At 72.2% G+C, this 22,809-nt stretch carries 16 protein-coding genes and 1 pseudogene; 8 read left to right on the top strand and 9 right to left on the bottom strand.

Features of this window, described 5'->3' with window-relative positions:
* The 4 genes from ABZ027_RS25185 to ABZ027_RS25170 all read right to left on the bottom strand — a co-directional run bounded on the left by ABZ027_RS25185 (position 1) and on the right by ABZ027_RS25170 (position 4,314).
* Entirely contained in the window at positions 1-2,223 is a 2,223-nt protein-coding gene (locus tag ABZ027_RS25185) for an NHLP family bacteriocin export ABC transporter peptidase/permease/ATPase subunit (RefSeq protein ID WP_356772040.1), read from the bottom strand.
* Entirely contained in the window at positions 2,220-3,026 is an 807-nt protein-coding gene (locus ABZ027_RS25180; protein WP_356772038.1) for an HlyD family efflux transporter periplasmic adaptor subunit, read from the bottom strand. Before ABZ027_RS25180 ends, ABZ027_RS25185 begins: the two co-directional genes overlap by 4 nt.
* A 121-nt stretch (positions 3,027-3,147) precedes the next feature.
* Entirely contained in the window at positions 3,148-3,363 is a 216-nt protein-coding gene (locus tag ABZ027_RS25175; RefSeq protein ID WP_356772036.1) for a type A2 lantipeptide, read from the bottom strand.
* Between the two features lie 558 nt (positions 3,364-3,921).
* On the bottom strand, positions 3,922-4,314 hold the full coding sequence (locus ABZ027_RS25170; RefSeq protein WP_356772034.1) for a thioesterase: 393 nt from the start codon (positions 4,312-4,314) through the stop codon (positions 3,922-3,924).
* A 190-nt stretch (positions 4,315-4,504) separates the two neighbouring features.
* Between ABZ027_RS25170 and ABZ027_RS25165 the strand changes: the two genes are divergently transcribed.
* Positions 4,505-5,965: a S1 family peptidase gene (locus tag ABZ027_RS25165; RefSeq protein WP_356772033.1), complete on the top strand. Its 1,461-nt coding sequence runs from the start codon at positions 4,505-4,507 to the stop codon at positions 5,963-5,965.
* A gap of 298 nt (positions 5,966-6,263) precedes the next feature.
* Here ABZ027_RS25165 and ABZ027_RS25160 read toward each other — a convergent pair whose 3' ends face one another.
* Positions 6,264-8,417 (bottom strand): SpoIIE family protein phosphatase, encoded by a 2,154-nt coding sequence (locus ABZ027_RS25160; RefSeq protein WP_356772031.1) that lies wholly within the window; start codon positions 8,415-8,417, stop codon positions 6,264-6,266.
* A gap of 297 nt (positions 8,418-8,714) precedes the next feature.
* Between ABZ027_RS25160 and ABZ027_RS25155 the strand changes: the two are divergent.
* A pseudogene (locus tag ABZ027_RS25155) lies at positions 8,715-9,269 on the top strand (response regulator transcription factor); the annotation flags it as partial.
* Here ABZ027_RS25155 and ABZ027_RS25150 read toward each other — a convergent pair.
* The 4 genes from ABZ027_RS25150 to lanKC all read right to left on the bottom strand — a co-directional run bounded on the left by ABZ027_RS25150 (position 9,192) and on the right by lanKC (position 15,941).
* Positions 9,192-11,132 carry an ABC transporter ATP-binding protein gene (locus tag ABZ027_RS25150; protein WP_356772029.1) on the bottom strand — a complete coding sequence of 647 codons (1,941 nt, stop codon included), beginning with the start codon at positions 11,130-11,132 and terminating at the stop codon, positions 9,192-9,194. The pseudogene ABZ027_RS25155 and the gene ABZ027_RS25150 overlap by 78 nt on opposite strands.
* Positions 11,129-12,922 carry an ABC transporter ATP-binding protein gene (locus ABZ027_RS25145; protein ID WP_356772027.1) on the bottom strand — a complete coding sequence of 598 codons (1,794 nt, stop codon included), beginning with the start codon at positions 12,920-12,922 and terminating at the stop codon, positions 11,129-11,131. The genes ABZ027_RS25150 and ABZ027_RS25145 overlap by 4 nt, the downstream gene beginning before the upstream one ends.
* Positions 12,923-13,086: 164 nt before the next feature.
* A complete protein-coding gene (locus tag ABZ027_RS25140; RefSeq protein ID WP_356772025.1) occupies positions 13,087-13,203 on the bottom strand; it encodes a SapB/AmfS family lanthipeptide in 117 nt (38 codons plus the stop codon).
* A 41-nt stretch (positions 13,204-13,244) separates the two neighbouring features.
* Positions 13,245-15,941, bottom strand: a complete 2,697-nt coding sequence (lanKC, locus tag ABZ027_RS25135) for a class III lanthionine synthetase LanKC (RefSeq protein ID WP_356772023.1) — start codon at positions 15,939-15,941, stop codon at positions 13,245-13,247.
* A gap of 189 nt (positions 15,942-16,130) precedes the next feature.
* On the opposite strand from lanKC, the gene ABZ027_RS25130 reads away from it, so the two are divergent.
* The 6 genes from ABZ027_RS25130 to ABZ027_RS25105 all read left to right on the top strand — a co-directional run bounded on the left by ABZ027_RS25130 (position 16,131) and on the right by ABZ027_RS25105 (position 22,779).
* Positions 16,131-18,596: a SpoIIE family protein phosphatase gene (locus tag ABZ027_RS25130; protein ID WP_356772021.1), complete on the top strand. Its 2,466-nt coding sequence runs from the start codon at positions 16,131-16,133 to the stop codon at positions 18,594-18,596.
* A gap of 193 nt (positions 18,597-18,789) precedes the next feature.
* Positions 18,790-18,969, top strand: coding sequence for a hypothetical protein (locus tag ABZ027_RS25125; protein WP_356772017.1), 180 nt, complete (start codon positions 18,790-18,792; stop codon positions 18,967-18,969).
* 96 nt (positions 18,970-19,065) lie between these two features.
* Positions 19,066-20,133, top strand: a complete 1,068-nt coding sequence (locus ABZ027_RS25120) for a glucose-1-phosphate thymidylyltransferase (RefSeq protein WP_356772015.1) — start codon at positions 19,066-19,068, stop codon at positions 20,131-20,133.
* Positions 20,130-21,107: a dTDP-glucose 4,6-dehydratase gene (gene rfbB / locus ABZ027_RS25115; RefSeq protein ID WP_356772013.1), complete on the top strand. Its 978-nt coding sequence runs from the start codon at positions 20,130-20,132 to the stop codon at positions 21,105-21,107. The genes ABZ027_RS25120 and rfbB overlap by 4 nt, the downstream gene beginning before the upstream one ends.
* On the top strand, positions 21,104-21,979 hold the full coding sequence (rfbD, locus tag ABZ027_RS25110) for a dTDP-4-dehydrorhamnose reductase (protein WP_356772011.1): 876 nt from the start codon (positions 21,104-21,106) through the stop codon (positions 21,977-21,979). Before rfbB ends, rfbD begins: the two co-directional genes overlap by 4 nt.
* Positions 21,976-22,779: a class I SAM-dependent methyltransferase gene (locus ABZ027_RS25105; protein WP_356772010.1), complete on the top strand. Its 804-nt coding sequence runs from the start codon at positions 21,976-21,978 to the stop codon at positions 22,777-22,779. Before rfbD ends, ABZ027_RS25105 begins: the two co-directional genes overlap by 4 nt.
* The last annotated feature ends 30 nt before the right edge of the window (positions 22,780-22,809 follow it).

Raw genomic sequence — 22,809 nt, 5'->3', positions numbered from 1 at the left:
TCACCGCTCCCTGACCAGCTCGGCGTACGCGCCACCGCGCGCCACCAGCTCCTCGTGCCGCCCGCGCTCCACGATCGTGCCGTGCTGCAGTACGACGATCTCGTCGCTGTCGCGCACGGTGCTGAGCCGGTGCGCGATCACCACACAGGCACAGCCACGCCTGCGCAGGTTGTCCATCACGATCAGCTCGGTCTCCGCGTCCAGCGCGCTGGTCACCTCGTCGAGCACCAGGATGCTGGGCCGGCGCACCAACGCCCGCGCGATCTCCAGGCGTTGCCGCTGACCGCCGGAGAAGTTGCGCCCGTCCTGCTCGACCTTGCTGTGGATGCCGCCCGGTCGCCGCACCACGACGTCGTACAGGGCGGCGTCCCGCAGCGCGTCCTCCACCGCGTCGTCCGGGATCGACGGGTCCCACAGCGCCACGTTGTCGCGGACCGAGCCCTCGAAGAGGAACACGTCCTGGTCGACGAAGGAGACGGACGCCGCGAGCGCCCCGCGCGGAATGTCGTCCAGACGCTGCCCGTCGATGCGGATCACGCCCTCCCATGGGGTGTACAGGCCCGAGATCAGCCGGGACACCGTCGACTTACCGCTGCCCGAACCGCCGACCAGCGCGACCTGCCGGCCCGGGCCCACGGTCAGGTCGAAGCCGGACAGCAGGGGCTTGTCCAGCGGGTTGTAGCCGAAGCTGATGTTCTCCAGCTCCACATGGCCCTGCAGACGGCGCGTCGACTCGCCGCCGCCGGGACGGCCGTAGAGCGGATCGGCCTGGAAGTTCTCCACGTCCTTCAACCGGGCCACGTCGGCGGCGAAGTCCTGGATGCGGCCCGCGACACCGTTGAGACGGGTGATCGGGGCGGTGAAGCGGGTGACCAGCGCCTGGAACGCGACCAGCAGACCGACCGAGATGCCGCCCTCCACCGCCCGCATCCCGCCGATCCACAGGATCAGCGCACTGTTCAGCGACGCCAGCGTCGGCGCGACCACGCCCAGCCAGGCGCTCGGCACGCCGAGCCGCTGCTGCTCCTCCAGCGTGGTCGCGTGCTGCCCCGCCCACTTGCGGAAGTAGCCGTCCTCACCGCCGGTCGCCTTCATCGTCTCGATCAACTGCAGCCCGGTGTAGGCGGTGTTGGTGAGCCGGGCGCTGTCGGCGCGCAGTTTCGCCGTACGGGTGGCGCGCAGCTTGATGACGACCCGCATGGCCACCACGTTCAGCAGGGCCACGCCGATGCCGACATAGGTCAGTTGCGGGTCGTAGGTGTAGAGGAGCACCGCGTACAGGACGACGACCACCGCGTCGACGCCCGCCGCCGCGAGGTCGCGGGCCAGGGTCTCGGCCACCTGGTCGTTCGACTGCAGGCGCTGCACCAGGTCGGCGGGGCTGCGCTGGGAGAAGAAGGTCACCGGCAGCCGCAGCAGATGGCGCAGGAAGCGGGCGCTGGAGAGGGTGGAGGAGATGATGCGGCCGTGCAGCAGGTTCGCCTGCTGCAACCAGGTCAGCACAAGGGTGAGCAGCACGGACGCCCCCATCGACGCGAACAGCACGCCGAGCAGGGAGGTCTGGCCCCCGATCAGGAACATGTCGATGTAGGTGCGGCTGAGCGCGGGCACCGCCGCGCCGACCAGCACAAGGAGCAGGCTCGCCAGCACCGCCGCCGGCATGGTGCCCGCGGTGCCGCGCAACCGGGCCGGCATCGCGCCCAGCACACCGGGCTTGCGTCCGCCCCGGGTGAAGTCCTCGCCGGGCTCCATCACCAGCACCACACCGGTGAAGCTGCCGTCGAAGTCCTCCATGGGCACGAAGCGGCGGCCCTTGCCGGGGTCGTTGATGTACACGCCCCGGCGGCCGAAGCGGCGGCCCATCCCGTCGTAGACGACGTAGTGGTTGAACTCCCAGAACAGCACGGCCGGCGTCCGCACCCCGGCGAGGGCGGCCGTGTCCATCTGCATGCCCTTGGCGGTCAGGCCGTAACTGCGGGCCGCCTTCAGCAGGTTGCTGGCCCGCGACCCGTCCCGGGACACACCGCACGCGATGCGCAGCTCCTCCAGCGGGACGTGCTTGCCGTAGTGGCCCAGCACCATCGCGAGGGAGGCGGCGCCGCACTCGACCGCCTCCATCTGGAGCACGGTGGGCGTACGGACGGTCTTCGCCTTGCCCTTGGGTACGGGGCGCTTCGGCGGCGCGGCACGGCGCCTGCCGCGGGTGTCCTGCGCGGTGGTCACGGCAGCAGCCAATCGACGGGATGCTGATCGGCCAGCCGGATCGAACCCGTGGCCGACGTCATGGAGGTGAGGGCGAACGGCGGCCCGTCCGCGGACGACCACTCGTAACCGCTCTTCGTGCCTGACGACTTGTCCAGCTTCACCAGCACGGCCACCGGCCTGCCGTCCTTGGTGAACTGCTCGCCGAGCTGGCTGTCGCCGAGGAACGCGGAGATCTGCTGCGCCGACTGGGCGGAACGGTCCACCGTCTTCACCCGACCGTGCAGCACGCCGTACTCCTGCGTCGGCACCGACTGGACGGTCAGGTCCACGGCGGCGTCCGCCGGGATGGAGGCAGCGTTCTCGGCGGGTACGTACACCGTCGCGTAGAGGGGGTCGGAGGTGCGGGCGATCTTCTCCACGGAGGCGACGTTCGCGCCGGTCTGGATGATCTGCCCGATGGTCGCGGCGAGCCCGGTGATCCGGCCCGCGGCGACCGTGCGGACCACGGTCACGCCGTCGGCCGTACGGACATGCAGTACGGGCGCGTCGGCAGGCAGCCGTTGGCCCTGCTCGGCGACGACCTCGGTCACCTGGCCGGCGACCGGGCTCTGCAGGATGTAACTGCCCTGCCCGTGCGTGAGGATCGCCGGCGCGCTCACCGTCGAGGCCACCGAGCCGGTGACCGCCCACACACAAGCGGCCGCCATCACGACCACCGTCACGGCCAGCACGAGCCAGCCCTGGGGGCGGGCGTAGCGCACCGGAAGGTCCAGCTCTTCGGGCGACTGGAGCTTGGCGAGGGCCTGTTGGCGGAACTGCACGGAACTTTCCCTCACCAGCGAAAGAGAGAGGACCGGCTCGCGCGAGCCGGCTGGGTCGGAGCACCCGAGAGTCCCGGAACCGCAGAGCGGCTCCGGGACTGAAGGATCACAGAAAGTGCGATCAGACGCCGGCGACCAGGTCGGTGACCGGGGCGGTGTTCAGGCCAGTGGCGCCCTCGACCGTGCCGACAGCGGTGTTGACCAGACCGGAAACCGGGGCAACGCCGTCCACCAGGCCGGTGACGGTGCCGAGGGCGTTGACGGCCAGGCCGCCGGAGACGTTGTCCAGCTCGGCGTCGGAGATCTCGACGGTCGCAACCTGGGGGGTGGAGTTCATGGGGGAACTTCCCTTCATATGGGTATTCACAAGGGGGGAGCGGCCCCCTCTGGGGGACAGAGGAACCGCCGCGACCGCAGGTGCCGGGCACCCGTTGCCGAAGAACCCTTGGCGGTCCCTGCGGTGCGATGGATCAAAGCACGCGACGGGTCCGCGCTTCCAATCAACCACCCGCCTCACCAGCGCACTTGTGACTCACAAGCACCGTTCGGTGCAGGTGTGCGCACCTGTTGGTGGCGACTTCTTCACATGGTGGGCGGCTTTCATCCATACGAGCGCTTGCGGCCCCGGGGGCGAATCCGACACTCCGCGCCCAAGGGGCGCCCCGTGTCCCGGGCATGTGCGGAACTGTCCCGCGAGGTGATCACCTCGGGTGGTCGGTGTGGAGATTCCCTGGAGGGAGGATTCAGCGCCACGATCGCGACCCAGCGTCGCCGACGTGTCGCCGACCGTGTCAGTGCGGACGGTCGTGTCGACCCGACGAGGTGTCAGCCGGGACGGCCGTGTCAGTCCGGACGAGGTGTCAGCCGGGGTGGCCGTGTCGGTCCGGACGACGTGTCAACCGGACGGCCCTGTCAGCTCGGACGCGCGCGGAGCGAGCTCGCCGGTGTCGCGATGCGGAGGACGTTCATACGGCCCCGGCTCGATGGCAACCGCTTCGATCAAGACATCCGTACCCACCGTCGAACGCCGGCAGGATGCCGATCGCCGCACCGTCGGTATCGGTGCGACGACGCCCCGGGCCGCCGTCACGGCGATCACGGCCGCGGTGCCGACGGTGGCCGCCGGAACCCGCCCCAGCGCCCCGCCGCCCTCTCGGGGCATCCGGTCCGACCTGGGAGGACGCGCCGCCGAGCGGTCATCGGCCAACTCCTCGATGTGTGTGCTCGATTCGGGAACGCAAAGGGCGAAGTCGGCGGCGAGGGCCTTGTCGGTTTCGGCGGTTGTCATCGGGATATGGGGGGCTGTCCTCCACGCCTGACCGGTGGGTGCCGGCCATGGCCGATTCGGTGTCGTGCGCCAGAAGATTGAAAACGGAATTGAACGCCCCGCGTACCCCGTGCGTACCTCCAGCCATCCAGGCGCCCCATCAACTGCCGCACCAGGCACCGGACTCCGGTCCCTCAGGAGGTCGAGAAGTTTGAGTCACAAGCGAATTCCGAAGCGCAAGGCCGCTATCGCGGCGGGCGGCGTAGTGGCGCTCGGAGCAGCCGCGATTCTGCTCCCCAACGCCAACGCGTCCCAGGACGGCGCTTCGAACGACGCCGCCGCCGCGCCGAAGACTCTGAAGGCGGCGGATGCCTCGGACCTCGCCTCGCAGCTCGCAGGTCTGCTCGGTGACGCCTTCGCCGGTTCCTACTACGAATCCGACAGCAAGCAGCTCGTCGTCAACGTCATATCGGGCGACAACAACAACGTGATCGTCCAGGCGGAGAAGGCCGGCGCCAAGGTCCGCGAGGTCGAGAACAGCCTCCCCGAACTCGAGGCCGGCGCGCAGACCCTGAAGGCCAAGGCGACCATCCCGGGCACCTCCTGGGCCGTCGACCCGAAGACGAACAAGCTCCTGGTGACCGCCGACAGCACGGTGACCGGTGCCAAGTGGGACAGACTGACGTCGACCGTCGACGGTCTCGGCACGAACATGGCCACCATCAAGAAGTCGGCCGGCACCTTCAAGACGTTCGTCTCCGGCGGTGACGCCATCTTCGGCGGCGGCGCGCGCTGTTCCCTCGGCTTCAACGTCACCGCGGGCGACGGCAGCCCCGCGTTCCTGACGGCCGGTCACTGCGGTGTCGCCGCCGAGCAGTGGTCGGACTCGGAGACCGGCGAGCCGATCGCCACCGTCGACCAGGCGACCTTCCCCGGCGACGGTGACTTCGCGCTCGTGAAGTACGACGACCCGGCGACCGTGGCCGCCAGTGAGGTCAACGTCGGTGGCGGACAGACCGTCCAGATCTCGCAGGCCGCGGAGGCCGCGGTCGGCCAGGCAGTGTCCCGGATGGGCAGCACCACCGGGCTCAACGACGGTCAGGTCCTCGGACTCGACGCCACCGTGAACTACCCGGAGGGCACCGTCACCGGGCTCATCCAGACCGACGTCTGCGCCGAGCCCGGCGACAGCGGCGGCTCGCTGTTCACCCAGGACGGTGCGGCCATCGGCCTGACCTCCGGCGGCAGCGGTGACTGCACGGCCGGCGGCGAGACCTTCTTCCAGCCGGTCACCACCGCGCTGGAGGCGGTCGGCGCGACGCTCGGCGCGGGCGACGCGGCCGGCGGCGCGGGTGACGAGGCCGGTGGCGCGGGTGACGAGGCCGGTGGCGCGGGTGACGCGGCCGGCGGTGGCGAGGCCGGTGCCGGTGAGGAAGCCGGTGCGGGTCAGGAGGCCGGAGCCGGTGAGGAAGCCGGTGCCGGTGAGGAAGCCGGAGCCGGGGAAGAGGCCGGAGCCGGCCAGGAGGTCGGCGGCGAGGAAGCTGGAGCCGGTCAGGAAGCCGGTGCCGGTGAGGAAGCCGGAGCCGGGGAAGAGGCCGGAGCCGGTGACCAGACCGGAACGGGCCAGAACAACGGTGTCGAGGGCGGCTCGGGTCTGAACGAGTCCCACTGATCCCGCAGCCGACGGCGGTCCGGACCCCCAGTCCGGCCGCCTCGGCCCCGCCGGCCGAGTCGATAGCGGTTCGCCCCCACTGAGCCGCTCTCGACAGTGCGAACCCACCCCGGCCCCAACCGCGGGTTCCGGCCGGTGGGGACCGGTCCGGCCCTTCGGCGGAAGGGCCGGACCGGTCCGTTTCATGACGCCCCTCGTCCCGCACCCGCTCGGGTGCCGGACGAGGGGCGTCGGTGTGCGAGCCGCCCCCTGAGAACTACGCGGCGGCCGCCCGGCCCGCGAGACGCGTGCGTCCGGGTCAGTCGGCCCGGTGGGCCCTCAGCAGCAGCAGGGCCACGTCGTCGACTCGCTCGCGGGTGGCCGCGCTGTGCCGGACGAGGTCGTCGGCCAGCCCGTCCAGCGGCCGGTCCCCGGCCCCGGCCAGGCGGCGCCCGAGATCCGCGAGCGCGTCCTCGATGTCGACGCCGGGCGACTCGATCAGACCGTCGGTGTAGAGGACGAGGACGGAGCCGGGGGCCAGGCTCACCTCCGTCGTCGGATAGGTGGCAGTGCCGTCGATGCCCAGCAGCGGTCCGCCCGCCAGGTCGAGCACCCGTACCCGCCCGTCCGGTCGGCGCAGCAGCGGCGGCGGATGCCCCGCCCGGGCCATCACGGCCCGCCCCCGCCCCGGGTCGAGCCGCAGATACAGACAGCTGGCGAACAGATCGGAGCCGAGGTCGATCAGCAGCCGGTTGGTGCTGCGCATGACCTCCGCCGGCGGCTGCCCGACCGCGGTGTAGGCACGTACTGCGGTACGGATCTGCCCCATCAGTCCCGCCGCGGTCACGTTGTGGCCCTGCACGTCCCCGATCACGGCCGCCGCGAGTCCCCGCGTCGGCACCAGGTCGTAGAAGTCACCGCCGATCTCCATGCCCTGCGTGGCCGGCAGATAGCGCGCCGCCGCCTCGATGCCCGGCAACGACGGCACCGAGTGCGGCAGCAGCGCCTCCTGCAGACCGTGCGCGAGTTGCTGCTTGGCGTCGTAGAGCATCGCCCGCTCCAGCGCCTGGGCGATCAGCCCGCCCAGACTGTTCAGCACCGCCCGCTCGTCCGCCGGGAAGGGGTGCGGCTCGGGATAGGCCAGCACACAGATGCCCACCGGGCGGCCGGAGGCGATCAGGGGTAGGTACGCCCAGGCGGCGAAGTCGTCGGGAGGCTCGTGCCGACCCGGGTACAGGCGCTCGACCTGCTCCCGGGACTCGAAGAAGCCGGGCACCCCGTTGGCCAGGACGTGCGTGCCCGGGGTTCGTTCCGTCAGCGGCAGCCCGTCGAGCCGCTCCACCACGTGCGGATCCGGGTATCCGCGATGCCCCAGCACCTGCAGCCGGCCCGCCCGGGACCCGAGGAGCACCAGGGCGTGACTGCCCACGGCGGGCGCGATCTCGTCCGCCACCAGCTGCACCACGTCCTGCACGCCTGCCGCCTCGGTGAGCGCGCCGGCCAGGCTCAGCACCTGGGAGATGGTGACCAGCCGGGGCGAGGCGTCGCCGGGCAACGGTCCGGACCGCTCCATCTCCGCCACGGCCCGTGCCCGGCTGATCCGCACGCTCAGCCCGTTCGTGCTCGGATACATCCGGAACGAGAGCCACTCACCGGGCGGCCGCAGCGCCACGAACGACGTGCTGTGCTGGCTGATCAGCGCGGCCCGGTATCGGTCCTCGTACACCGGGTCGTTGAGCCAGGGCACCGAAGCCCACAGCTGGGAACCGAGCAGATCACGGGCCGGGACGCCGATCAGCTCGGCCGCGGCCGTGTTGGCGAAGGTGATCCGGCCGTGCAGATCCAGCGAGCACAGCCCGTACGGCAGTCGCGCCACCATCCGCGCGGCCTCCACGGTGCCGAGCGTTGCCGCCGCGCCGCCCAGCGCGGGCGCGGCGGGCAGGTCCTGTTCGGTGTGCGGCGGGACGCTCTCCTCGGCGGCCCGCTCCAGCCGCACGGCGAGCCGGTCGCAGGATGCCGTCAGATGGTCCCGCTCGCGGTCGGACAGCTCCGGCGGATGTGCCCCGGGCCAGGTCACGAACACCGACCCGTACACCTTCGACTCGGTGGCGACGGGAACGGCGGCCAGCGCGAAGGGATACGGCAGCACCACCGCGATCCGCGGAAAGCGGGCCGCCATCTCCTGCTCCCCGCCGACCCACACCAGCCGCCGTTCCCGGGCCGCCTCGGCCACCGGGATCGGCGCGCTCAGCCCGACCCGTTCCCAGGGCGCGGCGAACGCCCGGGGCAGTCCCGCCATCACCGCCATCTCCAGCACCTTGCCGTCGGGCGCCAGCAGGTAGACCGCGCCGGAGTGCGCGTGGACCTCGTCCATCATCGCAGTGAGCGCCAGCGACAGCAGCGGTCGGCCGACGCGGGTCCTGGCGCTCACCGGCGGGTGGGCGGACGTCTGCCCCTCGGACACGCCGACCACCTCCTCGCAGGGCCCGCGCGACGGGTCTGTGGGATCAAATCTCCCCCTTGGCGGCCCGTCGTGCACGGCGAGGGCCCAGCCGGGCTGTCCGAGACCGGCCGCGGGAGGCCGAAACCCGTACCCGGGCACGGTAAGACGCCGTGACTACCCCGTTGCGCCCGGCACATGCCCCCACATTCGATGTGCGCGGAAGTGCGCGGGCGCCGTGCATGCGCCCCCGCGCCCCCTGATGGCCGATTCTCCGCCCTCACGAAGGGGCAGGGGCGCGAACAATGGGGCACGCGTTCCCCACCATGAATGGGTGTACGGCGAGCTGAAGGGGTGGCAGTGATCCGGGTGCTTCTGGTGCACGACGAGTGTCTGATGCGATCGGTACTGGCGGAATGGTTGTGCCGGGACCCGGAGTTGCGGGTGTTCGACACCCCGTGGCGCGGCGCGCGCGACCGGGTGCGCTCCGTCCGCCCGGACGTCTGCGCGGCCGACCTGGAGTGCTCGGACACCTACGGCATCCCGCCGCTCGGCGACCTCTCCGTGCGGGGCCCGGACCCCCTCTCGCCGGGGCTGCTCGTGCTGGCCTCCGCGAACCGGCCCGGACTGCTGAAGCGGGCTGCCGAGGCGGGGGCGCTCGGCTACGTCGCCAAGGAGGGCTCGCCGGAGAACCTGGTCCGCGGAATCCGGCTGGTCGCCGAGAGGAAACGTTTCGTCGACGACTCGCTCGGCTTCGGTTTCCTCAAGGCCGCGCAGATGCCGCTGACCCGAAGAGAGCTCAGTGTGTTAACCCTCGCGGCGGAGGGAGCCTCCGTCGCGGAGATCGCCGGGAACCTGCACCTGTCCCACGGGACCGTGCGCAACTACATGGCGGCCATCACCCGCAAGACCGGGGCCCGCAACCGCATCGACGCGATCCGGATCTCGCAGGGAGAGGGCTGGCTGTGACCGCTCCGGCCACCCGGGCGTCCAGCCGCCGACCAGTTCGCGGTACGGCGTCGAGCGGCGTACCAGCTCGTCATGGGTGCCGTACGCCGTGTGCCGCCCGTCCATGACCAGCACCCGCTCGGCCCGCCGGGCCGAGCTGATGCGGTGGGCGACGACGACCAGGGTGCCGCCCGGGCGCGCCGCGAAGGCCCGCTCGGCTCGTTCCTCCGCCACCGGGTCCAGGTGACAGGTGGCCTCGTCGAGCAGGGCGAGCGGGGCGTACGACAGATAGGCCCGGGTCAGGGCGACGAGTTGCCGCTCACCCGCGGACAGCGCCGCCGGATCCACCGGGGCCGAGGGCCCGCCGAGCGCGTCGAGCAGCGGGAGCAGTCCGACCGCCTCCGCCGCGGCGAGCAGCTCCCGCTCGGGGACGGGATCCGGCCGGAACAGATCGAGGTTCTCGGCGAGGGTGCCGGTGACGACGTAGGCCTCCTGCGGGACGAGCACCCGCAGCGCGGCGGCGTCCGGTCCTGGGACCGGCTTCCCGTGGATACGGATCGTGCCGCGGCGGGGGGTGAGCAGTCCGGCGACCAGTGCGGTGAGCGTGGACTTCCCGATGCCGCTCGGACCCACCACGGCCAGGTGCCCGCCGGACGGAAGCATGAGGTCGAGGTCCTCGACGACGGGCGCGCTGTGCGGGCCGTAGGCGAAGGCGATGGAGGTGAGGGACAGGGCGGGGTGGGGTGGCGGTGTCGGGGGGCCGGGTGGGCCGGGGAGCCCCGAGGGCGCCGGGAGAACCGGGAGATCCGTGACGGGGTCCGCGGTGGGCCCGTCGGGAACCGGCCGTCCGTGGCTGTTCGCGTCCGGTGCGGCGCTGCTGTCCCGGACCAGTCGTCGCAGTACCACCACCAGGCGGGAGCCGCTGGTGCCCAGGCCGTGCACCAGGTCGCGCAGGGCGGGAAGGAGGGACTGGGTGACGTAGGCGAGGGCGCCGACCAGGGCGCCCGTGGTGACACCGTGGGCGAGGAGCCAGGGCGCGGCGGCGAGCAGCAGCAGGATCGGCAGCTGGCCGCCGAGCGCGAGGGAAGCCACCCGCAGCACGCTCCAGCGGGCCAGTGAGCGCGCGGCCCGCAGCTCGGCGTCGATCCGGTCACCCGTCCCTGCCGCGATCTGCTGCTCGGCGCCGGTCGCGGTGATGTCCCGCAGGCCCGGACAGACGGTCCCGAGACCGTCGGCCAGCGCCTCGTCAGCGACGAGGAACGTCTCCTGGCGGCGGGCCAGCGGGCGGAGCGTCGCCGCGAACAGGGACGCTCCGGCGAGCAGCGGAGGGCCTACGACCAGCAGGAGCAGCGGGTCGAGCGAGAACAGGCCGACGAGCGCGCCGACCGTGGTGAACAGGAAGGAACGCGACACCATCACCAGCCCGGCGAAGGTGTCCCGGGCGATCTCCACCTGCTGGGTGAGCCCGGACAGCGCCCCGCCGTCCGCCTCCCGCACCCCGCGCGCCACGACCCGGGTGACGAGCCGGTCCCGGAGCGGTTCCACCAGCGCGGCCACCGCCGCGTACACCCGGGCGGTACCGTACGCGCCGACGACCACCCCGATCCCGGCCACCGCGAGCCAGCCGAGCCCGGTCTCCGTCCGTCCGGCCAGGAATCCCTCGTCCAGGGCGCGCGCGGGCGCGTACCCGGTGAGGAAGGTCTGCCCGGTCTCCAGCACGGACCAGCCCCCGAGCCGTCCGAGAACCCGCCGCCTGTCCCGCAGGAAGCGAAGCCCGAGCCGGAACAGCCCCTCGGTCACGACGCCACCGCCTTTCCGGGCGCACCGGGCGCACCGGGCGCGCCGGGTGCGCGGAGCTCGTCGCCCCCCGAGGGCGCCCCAGGCCCGTCCCCCTCCCCGAACACCGCCCGATAGCCCGCATCCCGCCACAGCTCCTCGTGCGGTCCCACCGCTCGCACGCGCCCCCCGTCCAGCCAGGCCACCAGGTCCGCGCGCGCCGCCGTCGCCGCGCGGTGGGCGATCAGGAGCCGGGTGGTGCCCGGGCCGTCGCCCACCAGGGCCCGGGTGATGTGCGCCTCGGTCACCGTGTCGAGGCTGGAGAGGGCGTCGTCGAGGATGAGCAGCCGGCCGCCGTGGGCGAACGCCCTTGCCAGGCCCAGACGTTGGGACTCGCCTCCGGAACGTGGCGCGTCGGCGACGGCGGTGGCGTAGCCGTCGGGCAGACGGCGGACGAAGTCGTCCGCGCGAGCCGTACGGGCCGCGTCCCGGATGCGGGCGGGGGAGGGGGAGGCCAGGCCGAGCCCGATCGCGTCCTCGACGGTGGCGCCGAGCAGCGCGGGGCGTTCGAAGGCGTGACTGATCGAGCGGCGCAGCTCGGCGTGGGTCAGTTCACGCAGCGGCACCTCGTCCAGCAGCACCTCCCCGGCGTCCGGATCGGTGAGCCGCCCGGCGACCGCGGCGAGCAGCGACTTGCCCGCGCCCGACCGGCCGACCACCGCGAGGGCCGTCCCGCCCGGCACCAGCAGGTCGACGCCGTCGAGCACTGCCCGCCCGCCGCGCCGGGCGACCACACCGCGCAGCTCCAGTCGGCCCGGGCCGGTAGGCAGACGTCGGGATCCGTAGGCGGGCGCGGGTTCCGTCAGGAGCTCGCCGAGGCGTCTGGTCGCCGCACGGGCCCGGGCCAGGCCCGAGAGCTGTCCGACGAGCACACCGACGCCGGCGGCGAGCACGGCGTACCGGGACGCGGCGAGCACCTCACCGACCGTCAGCCGATGCCGGGCGAGCAGAACGCCGGCCACGGCGACGATCCCGAGCTGGAGCAGCGGGGCCACGGCGACGGCCTGCCCGGCGGCCCGCCCCTGCACCTGCCACATCCGGTGGCCGGAGCGGGACAGTTCGGGCAGCGGCCGCAGGATCCGTGCCGTCTCCCGGTCCGCCGTACCGGCTGCCTGGATCGTGCGGTGGCCGCCGAGGGCCTCCGCGAGCGCGGACGCGATGCGCCCCTGCACCTCCTGGTAGCGGGTCACGCACTCCGTGGTGTCCCGGGCCAGGGTGCGCAGCAACACGGCGAGCACCGGAGCTCCGGCGAGGAACACGGCCGCGAGCCACGGGTCGAGCAGGGCCAGCGCCACCAGCGCGCCGACCGGTCCGGCGAGTGCGGCGAGCAGTGCGGCGCGCGCGGCCGGTGCCGTTCCGGCCTGTGCGGCGTTACCGACCAGACGGGCGACCAGGTCACCGGACCCGAAGCGGGCCGCCGATCGTGGGCCGACGGCCAGGACGTGTCCGGTGAGCCGACGCCGCAGCCAGGCGGTGGTCCGGGCGTCCACGGTGCCGCTCAGTACGGTCTGGCACGCGTCGAGAACGGCGAGCAGCAGGACGAGGCCGACGCAGTACAGCACCCAGCGGCTCGCCGGGGCCCCTGCGAGCAGCAGGTCGAGGGCCCGGCCCAGGGCGGTCGGCAGCAGCAGTGCGGCCCCGGTCGCGGCCGTGCTCACCAGGCACAGCACCACACAGCGGCCGCCGCTGTGCCTGGTGGCGTCCCGGCCGAGCGCTCCGAAAGGCACCGCGGAGTCGGCGTTCCGAGTCGTCATGCGGCTGCTGGCCTCGCATCCGATAGCGGAAGAGCGGAATAGCGGAAGAGCGGAGAAGCGGAAAGCGCAAGAGCGGAGAAGCGGAAAGGGCAGAGGCAGAAAGAAGGGACACCGGGCGGTCCCTCCCCCGTGGGAGCGGACCGCCCGGAGCCCTGAGACGATCGTCAGAGACAGAGCAGAACGCTGGCCGCGCTGATGCAGGACAGCAGGCTCAGCGTGCTGTTGCCGCCGCCGCCGGTGTGCTCGTCGGACTCCATCGTCTGCAGGTCGAGAAGTGCCATGTCGTTTCTCCTTCTGTGTCGTCCGTGGGGACGGGGTTGAATCACGACTCCGACAGGTCTGCGGAACCGTGCTGTGGGGGCCGCCCGAGCGGCGGCAGGAACGGCAGGTGAGCGGATTCCCGGGCGTCGAGGGCCGCGCCGAGCGCGAGCAGGCACCCTGCCGTTCCGGTGCCCAGGTCCATCGACAACCGCATCATCTGATGCCCGGGAAAGGCGAGTTGGCCCTGGTAGGACATCGCGAACCAGCCGAGCCCGGCGATCTGTGCGCCGAGCCGTTCGGTATCGGCGCCCGGCGTGCCGGTCCGGGCGAGGTGCAGGATCATCCCGGCGCGGCCCTGGAAGAGGCCGGGCTGTGCGTAGAAGCGTGAGGTGGCGGCCGTCAGTACGCCGGCGCGGGCCCGCTCGAAGGCGTCGACGACGTCGGCGAACTCCCCGTCGGTGTCGGTGATTTGGGCGAGCCAGTCGTCCAACACCATCCCGATGCCCACGCTGCCGTCGCCGAGGTAGGGCAGGGTCCGCCAGCCCTCGTCGACCTCCAGCGCGCCGCCCTCGCGGGTCGCGCAGCACTCCAGGTCCCGGCTCAGCGCCACCCCCGCCGCTGTCAACAGCCGTCGCTCGCCGGTGAGTTCGTACTGCCGCAGCAGGAACAGCGCGGGCCCGCTCGCACCCCGCAGCAGCCCCGCCCGCCGTCGCCGTGGGGTGTCCGGCAGCGGCTCCGTGAGCCGTCGTACGAGGAGGTCGGCGGCCTCCGCCGCACGCTCACGCAGCTCCGGTTCACCGGTCGTGCGGGCCAGTTCACCGAGGACCAGGCCGAGACCGGCCAGTCCGCCGTGCAGGTCGGAGGAGAGGTTCTGCCACCGTTCCCGCAGGATCTGGTCGACCAGGTCGAGGGCCCGCTGCCGGTGGCCGAGCCGGTCCAGGACGTGGGCGGCGCCCGCGAGACCGTCGTACAGGCCCAGCGGTGTGCCCGCGGGTGGCGGCGCGGTGCGGGCGAGGAGCCAGCGCTCGCCCTCCTCGTACCGCTCGGCGCCGACCGCGTCCAGTGTGTACAGCACACCGGCCGCTCCGTGCGCGAGGCCGAGCCCACCGCCGTCGGAGAACTGGGCGATGTCACCGGGGAAGAGCCGGTCGTCGCGTTCCGGGGTGGCCGAGGCGAGCAGCGCCTTGACCATCGAGTCACGGCTGTAGGGCCAGTCCCCGGGGTCCACGAACGAGGCGGCGTCCACGGAAAAGACGCGCTTCATGGGAGAGACCCGCTCCACGGGGGAGGCGGCGGACTGCGACGTGCGCGCGTCCACGTCCCGGGTGATCTCCGCGACCGCCTCGTCGAGGAACTCCCGTGGTACATCCGGAAACTGACGGGCGATCACCTCTGCCAGGTGGGCCGCTTTCCCGCGGTCGACCACGAACAGCGTGGTGACGGGCAGGAACAGGGCCAGCCGCAGGCAGGCCAGCGCGTAGCGGTCGACGTCGACGCCCGTGCGGTCCGGCGGGGCGAAGAACCCCGGGTGCGCCACCACCTGGCGGCCCTGCTCGGAGACGGGGGCCGCGGCCTCGAAGTCGAGCAGCGACACCGACTCCTCGTCGGGCGCCACCATGATGTTGAAGACATGCAGGTCGTTGAAGACGATCCCGCGCTCGTGCACCGCCCGCACGGCCCGTTCCACCGCCCCGTGGATCCGCACCGCCCACGCCGCGTACGCGGTCACCGCCGCCGGATCGGGATCCGCGGTCAGCAGCGGGTGCCGCTCGGCGAAGAACGAGTTGAGCGGGCGGCCCTCCAGGAAGTCCATGACCAGGAAGCGGTGGTCGCCGAGGGTGAACCAGTCCCGCACCTCCGGCACCACACCCGTCCCCGACACCTGCTCCAGGGCGTACTTCTCCCGCTCCAGGCGGGCGATCGCGTCGGCCCCGTCGGAGGCCAGCCCCGCGTGCGGCCGTCCCTCCTTCAGGACGACCTTGCTGCCGTCCCGGGAGTCGGTGCCCGCGTAGACCCCGCCGCCGTTGGAGAAGTGCAGCGCCTTCTCGATCCGGTACGGCAGCTCGCCCACCGTCGTGGTGTTCCGGGCCGCCAGATGCGGCTCCAGGAACGCCGGCAGGGTCACCCATTCCGGCACCTGGAACGACGGCGCCCGCCGGTCCGGCACCAGCCGGCCCTCGCCGTCCCGCACCGCCGGCACCAGCGAACCGCGCTCGTCGACGACGAAGGTACGCGCGAACGCGCCGTAACGGACGTACAGCGGACCGTCGTACCAGCGCAGATCGGTGAGGATGTACGGCCCCTCGTAGCCCTTCAGCAGATCGCCCAGCTCACGCAGGACGAGGTGCAGCTGCTCCTCGTCGGCCGGGTACACGGTGACGAACTTGCCGCTGCTGTCGCGGCCCGCGTACTTGGTGTTGCGCAGGTGCAGCAGGTGCGGGCCGGGCACGAACTTGAACGGGATGCGCCGGGGCACGCAGTAGTCCCACACGATCGCGGCGATCTCCTCGGCGTTCGCCCGGGTGGCCGAGGCGTGGATCTTCCAGCCCTGCGCCGGGCCGGACACCGGCGAGCCGTCCGCGTCGAGCGGCGTCAGCGTGAGCCAGTCGCCGATCCGCGCCGCGTCCCACCCCTCGGGCACCGGGCGCCGTGCCGTCTCGTACCCGGGCGCCGCCTCCTGTCCTCCCACGGACAGCCGGTCCGGCGTCTCGTAGAAGTGTCTGTCGGCGAGCGCGTACACCTCGTACCGCTTGTCCATGCGTCCCCCTCCCGTGGCGACGGCTAGAGCCTTTCAGTGAGGGGGTGGCGACGGACAGTCACGGCTGTCACGAGCTCGCCGTGCGGAACGCATGCGTCAAGTCATGTTCGGTCCGTTTCGAACGCCGGTGCCCCCGTGGACTCCACGGACCGCCCACAGGGGCTGCGCGGGTGCCGCATACGCGCTGTAATGGCGAATGTGGTCAGTGAGGGCGCTGCGGACGGAGGAAGGCGAACGCCGCATGCCGAAGTTGTGCTGAAAACGCTCACGGCCGATCCCGACTCACCCGAACGGCTGCGCCATGTACTCGAACTGGCGCTCGTCTTCGCCGGGGCGAGCTTCGCCGCCGTGTACGCCACGGGAGAGGGCGGCGACCCGCTGTGCCTGGTGGAGTCGGTCGGCCTGCCGAGGAGGCTGTACGGGCTGCGCGACAGCTATCCGCGCGCCGGCCGTTCCCCGGTGGCCGAGGCCCTGCGCGCCGGGCGGCCGGTGTGGCTCGGCCCGGACGAACTCGCCGACTGCCCGGAGTCCCGGCGGGCCGGGCCTCGGGAGTTCTTCCTGGCGGCGCTGCCCGTGCGGGGCGACGGCGGCGGGGCCTGCCTGCTCGCCGTGAGCGAGGAGCAGGCCGGCTTCGAACCCGACGAGCGAGCCTGCCTCGAACTGATCGCGGACGCCGTCTCCCACCCCGCCCTGGCCCAGCCCGCCGAGGGCGTCGAGCTGCCCTCGGGCGCCTTCAGCCTCTCCATGGACAGCGGCCGGGTGGAGGTCGGGGAGGAGGTCCTGGAGCTGTTCGGATTCGGTGCCGAGGACGCCGAGGAATTCGACGGCAAGGTCGAGACGCTGCTCAGGCTGACCGTGCCGGAGGACCTGCCCTCGCTGATGTCCGTCGTCGAGGCCGACCACATGTCCATCGGCGATCGTGAGCTGGAGTTCCGGGTGCTGCAGCCCTCCGGCCCGCCGAAGTGGCTGCGGCTGCGCGGGCGCCTCGTGCCGGGCGGCGAGGGGCGGCCGGTACGTCTGGTGGGCACCGTCAGTGACGCCTCCAAGCTGCGCTCCGACGTCACCGACGTGGCCCGGGTACAGCGCCTGGCCGCGGCCCTCGCCATCGCCGGCACGGTCCGCGACGTCGGCCAGGCGGTGGTCTCCGCGCTGCGGGGCCCGCTGCGGGCCGACCGGATCGCGCTCGCCGAGCTGGAGAACGACCGGCTCGTCGTCACCGTCCTAGACCCGCCCGAACAGGAGGCCTGGCCCGATCTGTGGCGCCGGGAGTGGCGCAGCGAGTGGCCCGACGCCCCGGTGCGCACGATGCCCACCCTCGCCGCCGCCCTGCGCGAGGGCCGCGCCCAGATCTGGCCCGCCGGGACCGTCCTGGAGCCCGCCCTCGCCGACGTCGGCCCCGGCGGCCTGGCCGTACTGCCCCTGCCCGCCGTGGGCCGCATGGCCGGAGCCTGCCTGATCGGCTGGGACGCCCCGCACGACTTCGGCCCCGACGAACGCGCCCTGCTCACCGCCTCCGCGGGTCTGGCCGGGCAGGCCCTGATGCGCGCCCACGCCTTCGACGCCGAGCACGAACTCGTCGGCATGCTCCAGCGCCAGCTGCTGCCCCGCCGGCTGCCCGAGCTGCCCGGTGCGGTCGCCGTCACCCGCTATCTGCCGAGCACCGCCGGTCTGGAACTCGGCGGCGACTGGTACGACGTCATCCCGCTGCCCGACAACCATGTCGCCCTCGTCATCGGCGACGTCCAGGGCCACAGCGCGGGCGCGGCCACCCTCATGGGCCAGATGCGGACCGCGCTGCGCGCCTACGCCGTGGAGGGCCACCCGCCCGACGTGGTGGTCTCGCGCGCCAACCGGCTCCTCGCGGACCTGGAGACCGACCTCTTCGCCACCTGCGCCTATGTCGACGTCGACCTGGAGGAGGGCTCCGCCTGGTGCGTACGCGCCGGTCACCTGCCACCGGTGCTGCGTCACCCGGACGGCGCAACGGAGATCGCCGAAGCGGAGGGCGGACCGCCGCTCGGCGTGCTGACCCAGGCCGACTTCCCGATGAGCCCCCTCAGGCTGCAACCCGGGACGGTCCTCGCGCTGACCACGGACGGCCTGGTCGAGTCCGTGGAGGCCGACATCGACGAGGGCATGGAACGCCTCGCCGGCGATCTGGCCGCCTGCGACACCGCCGACCTCGGACTGGTGGCCGACGCCCTGCTCGGCAACGCGCGCCGCAGCGACGACGTCGCCCTGCTCCTGGTCCGCTACGACGGCATGGCCTCCCGCCCGCAACGCGAGAGCTGGACGGTGTGGCGCGTCCCCCAGGCGGTAGGACACACCCGCCGGTTCACCCGCCGCACCCTGCGTGCCTGGGGCGTCCCGGACGACGCCCTGGACACCGTCCTCCTCGTCGTCTCCGAACTCGTGACCAACGCCCTGGTGCACACCGACGGCCGGGTCCGCCTCGACCTCACCCGCGTCAACCACCTGCTGCGCGTAGCCGTCGCCGACTCCTCCCCGCGCACCCCCGTGAAGCCGACCAGCATCAGCTGGGAGGCCACCGGCGGCCGCGGCATCCTCCTCGTCGAAGCCATGTCGGCGGCCTGGGGGGCCGTGCCCGTCAGCGGCGGAAAACAGGTGTGGAGCGAGATCGCACTGACCGGGTGACAACGCCCGGCCGCCCCCCGGCCCCTCACCTGAGCACCTGATCGGGTACATCCCGGACCCGCTCGGACGTTCGACACCACGGGTTTGCGCGGGCCGTCGGTGGGGACCCGGATGCACGGCACCGAAGGACGAAGCCGCCCCGGTCCGCAGTGGGCCGGAGGCAGGACGGCACACAGAAGGAAGATGAAGCGCCGTGACCGCGCAGACAAGTGAGCAACCAGTAGTCCGCAGGCCCGAGACGGGCTGGTCGAGGGCCCGCCGCCTGCGCGGCGTCCGTGCTCTGCGTACCTGCCTCCCGGCGGTCGAGGAGACCAGCGCGCCCCGCCCGGCGCAGACCGGCTCCGAGCAGAACATTTTCCGGGGCGAGGACTGAACCCTCCCGCCCGTCATGTCGTCTTCTTGACCGACGAGCTGCCCCACCGCCATGGTGCGTTCCCCGTACGTCGGGCAACGCACTAAGGTGAAGCAGATGAAGGCACTCGTGCTGTCCGGGGGCGCCGGCACCCGGTTGCGACCGATCACGCACACCTCCGCCAAACAGCTGGTCCCCGTGGCGAACAAGGCCGTCCTCTTCTACGGCCTGGAGTCCATCGCGGCAGCCGGGATCACCGAGGTGGGCATGATCGTCGGGGACACCGCCGCGGAGATCCAGGAGGCCGTCGGGGACGGCTCGAAGTTCGGGCTGGAGATCACCTATATCCCCCAGGAACGGCCGCTGGGACTCGCCCACGCGGTACTGATCGCCCGGGACTTCCTCGGCGACGACGACTTCGTCATGTACCTCGGCGACAACTTCATCGTCGGCGGCATCAGCGACCTCGTCGACGAGTTCCGCGGCAACCGGCCCGACGCCCAGATCCTGCTCACCCAGGTACCCGACCCGCGGTCCTTCGGCGTCGCCGAACTCGGCCCGGACGGGCAGGTCATCGGCCTGGAGGAGAAACCCGAGCACCCCCGCAGCGACCTCGCCCTGGTCGGCGTGTACCTGTTCACGCCGCTGATCCATGAGGCAGTGCGCGCGATCGAACCGTCCTGGCGGGGCGAGTTGGAGATCACCCACGCCATCCAGCACCTCATCGACAACCGGCGTGACGTCCGCTCCACGGTCATCAACGGCTACTGGAAGGACACCGGGAACGTCGAGGACATGCTGGAGGTGAACCGGCGGGTCCTGGAGACCCTGGACCGCCGCATCGACGGCGAGGTCGACGAGCGTTCCGAGACCATCGGGCGGGTTGTGCTGGAGGAGGGAGCACGCATCTCGAACTCGCGTGTCGTCGGGCCGGTCGTCATCGGCTCCGGCACAGTGGTCAGTGACTCCTACGTCGGCCCCTTCACCTCTGTCGCGGAGAACTGCCGGATCACCGACAGCGAGTTGGAGTTCTCGATCGTGCTGCGGGACTCGTCGATCTGTGGCGTGGGCAGGATCGAGGCCTCGCTGATCGGCCGCCATGTCGAGGTGACCCCGGCGCCCAGCGTGCCCAGTGCCCACCGTCTCGTCCTCGGAGATCACAGCAAGGTGCAGATCCATTCATGAACCTCCTCGTCACCGGAGCCGCCGGGTTCATCGGCTCCACCTACGTGCGAACGCTCCTCGCGTCCGACGAACCCGACGCCCCCCGCATCACCGTGCTGGACAAGCTCACCTACGCCGGCACCCTCGACAACCTCGAACTCGACCATCCCCGGCTGGAGTTCGTGCAGGGCGACATCCGTGACGCCGAACTCGTCGACAAGCTGACGGCGGACGCCGACCAGGTCGTGCACTTCGCCGCCGAGTCGCACGTGGACCGCTCGATCTCCGGCGCGGACGACTTCGTCCTCACCAACGTGGTGGGTACCCAGACCCTCCTGGACGCGTCCCTGCGCCAGGGCGTGCGGACCTTCGTGCACATCTCCACCGACGAGGTCTACGGCTCCATCGAGCAGGGATCCTGGCCCGAGGAGCACCCCCTGCGGCCCAGCTCCCCGTACTCCGCCTCCAAGGCCTCCTCCGACCTGCTGGCCCTGGCATACCACCACACCCACGGGCTGGACGTGCGCGTCACCCGGTGCTCCAACAACTACGGGCCGCACCAGTTCCCCGAGAAGGTCATCCCGCTGTTCGTCACCAACCTCCTCGACGGGAAGAACGTCCCGCTGTACGGGGAGGGCCTCAACGTCCGCGACTGGCTGCACGTCGAGGACCACTGCCAGGGCGTCGAACTGGTACGCACCAGGGGCCGCGCGGGCGAGGTGTACAACATCGGCGGCGGCACCGAGCTCAGCAACAAGGAGCTGACCGGCCTGCTCCTCGAAGCCTGCGGCGCGGACTGGGACCGCGTCGACCGCGTCACCGACCGCAAGGGCCACGACCTGCGGTACTCCGTCGACTGGACGAAGATCCGCGACGAGCTGGGCTACCGGCCCCGGCACGACTTCGCGGCCGGGCTCGCCGACACAGTCGCCTGGTACCGGGACAACCGCGCCTGGTGGGAGCCCCTGAAGCGACGCGCGCAGGGACTGTCATGAGGTGGCTGGTCACCGGCGCCGGCGGCATGCTCGGCCGTGACGTCGTCGAGGAACTCCGTGGCCGCGGCGAAGAGGTGACCGGCCTGGACCGTGCGGCCCTCGACATCACCCGGCCCGACGCCGTCGAGGACGCCTTCGCCGAGCACCGGCCCGACATCGTGGTCAACTGCGCGGCCCACACCGCCGTCGACGACGCCGAGACCGACGAGGAACGCGCCCTCGCGATCAACGGCGACGGCCCGCGCCTGCTGGCCCGTGCCGCCGCCGGACAGGGCGCCCGGCTGGTCCACGTCTCCACCGACTACGTCTTCTCCGGCGAGGCCCGCACGACCCCCTACCCGGAGGACCACGAGCCCGCACCCCGCACCGCGTACGGCCGCACCAAGCTCGCCGGGGAACGCGCCGTGCTGCGGGAACTCCCCGGCGCGAGTGTCGTCCTGCGCACCGCGTGGCTGTACGGCGTGCACGGACGCAGCTTCGTCCGTACGATGACCGAACTCGAAGCCCGTCGTGACACCGTCGACGTCGTCGACGACCAGCGCGGGCAGCCGACCTGGAGCGCGGACGTCGCCGAGCGCGTCGCCGACCTCGGCCCCCGGATCGGCACGGACGCGAGCGGTATCCTGCACGCCACCAACTCCGGCGAGACCACCTGGTACGACCTGGCCCGCGAGGTGTTCCGCCTCCTCGGGGCCGACCCGGACCGGGTGCGCCCCGTCGGCAGCGCGGCCTTCGTCCGGCCCGCACCCCGACCCGCCTACAGCGCCCTCGCGCACGGCCGCTGGCAGCACCTGGGCCTGCCGCCGCTGCGTGACTGGCGTTCCGCCCTGCCCGAAGCCCTTCCCCGGATCCGCAAGGAGTCACCCGCGTGAAACGCCACGAGTTCCTCCGGGAGCTGCACAAGGTCAGCGCCAACCGCAACTACCTGGAGATCGGCGTCAACGACGGCCGCAGCCTGACGTTGTCCCGCGTCCCCAGCATCGCCATCGACCCCGCCTTCAAGGTGGTCAGCGAGATCCGCTGCGACGTCCACCTGGTGAAGGCCACCAGTGACGACTTCTTCGCCCGCGAGAACCCCCTCGCGCACCTCAAGGGCGGCCGGCACCCGGTGCGCAACCTGCGCCGCGGCCGCAGCCCGATCGGCTACTGGCGGGGCACCACCCTCGACCTGTCGTTCATCGACGGCATGCACCTGTTCGAGTACGCGCTGCGCGACTTCATGAACGTGGAGAAGCACTCCGACTGGGGGAGCGTGATCGTCCTCGACGACATGCTGCCGCGCAACATCGACGAGGCCGCCCGCGACCGGCACACCGGCGCCTGGACCGGTGACGTCTACAAGGTGGTGGAGATCCTCAACCGCTACCGCCCCGACCTGGTCACCGTCCTGGTCGACACGCAGCCCACCGGTCAGCTCGTCGTCTTCGGCGCCGACCCGGACAACACGGTGCTGGACGAGAAGTACGACGAGATCATCGCCGAGTTCGAGGTACCCGACCCGCAGAAGGTGCCCGAGGCGATCCTGGAGCGGGTGCAGGCGGTGACCCCCGAGACGCTGGTCCAGGCGCCGTTCTGGCGTCCGCTGGTGAAGGCCCGCAACCTCGGCATCCGGCGCTCCCGGGGCTGGGAGCCGCTGCGCAAGGCGCTGGAGCAGGTCGCCGTCAGCCGCTGAACCCCGGGTCGCGCAGGCCCACGCACAGGC

The sequence above is a fragment of the Streptomyces sp. NPDC006332 genome (genome assembly GCF_040612855.1).
GTDB lineage: Bacteria > Actinomycetota > Actinomycetes > Streptomycetales > Streptomycetaceae > Streptomyces.
Note: the sequence above shows the minus strand (reverse complement) of the source record. Positions and strands in the feature narration are given on the sequence as shown.

Excerpts from the sequence above, each read along its gene's own strand:
- ABZ027_RS25175 (WP_356772036.1), bottom strand. The coding sequence starts at position 3,363 with ATGAACTCCACCCCCCAGGTTGCGACCGTCGAGATCTCCGACGCCGAG.
- ABZ027_RS25170 (WP_356772034.1), bottom strand. The coding sequence starts at position 4,314 with ATGACAACCGCCGAAACCGACAAGGCCCTCGCCGCCGACTTCGCCCTT.
- ABZ027_RS25145 (WP_356772027.1), bottom strand. The coding sequence starts at position 12,922 with ATGACGACTCGGAACGCCGACTCCGCGGTGCCTTTCGGAGCGCTCGGC.
- ABZ027_RS25140 (WP_356772025.1), bottom strand. The coding sequence starts at position 13,203 with ATGGCACTTCTCGACCTGCAGACGATGGAGTCCGACGAGCACACCGGC.
- lanKC (WP_356772023.1), bottom strand. The coding sequence starts at position 15,941 with ATGGACAAGCGGTACGAGGTGTACGCGCTCGCCGACAGACACTTCTAC.
- ABZ027_RS25130 (WP_356772021.1), top strand. The coding sequence starts at position 16,131 with ATGGCGAATGTGGTCAGTGAGGGCGCTGCGGACGGAGGAAGGCGAACG.
- ABZ027_RS25120 (WP_356772015.1), top strand. The coding sequence starts at position 19,066 with ATGAAGGCACTCGTGCTGTCCGGGGGCGCCGGCACCCGGTTGCGACCG.
- rfbB (WP_356772013.1), top strand. The coding sequence starts at position 20,130 with ATGAACCTCCTCGTCACCGGAGCCGCCGGGTTCATCGGCTCCACCTAC.
- rfbD (WP_356772011.1), top strand. The coding sequence starts at position 21,104 with ATGAGGTGGCTGGTCACCGGCGCCGGCGGCATGCTCGGCCGTGACGTC.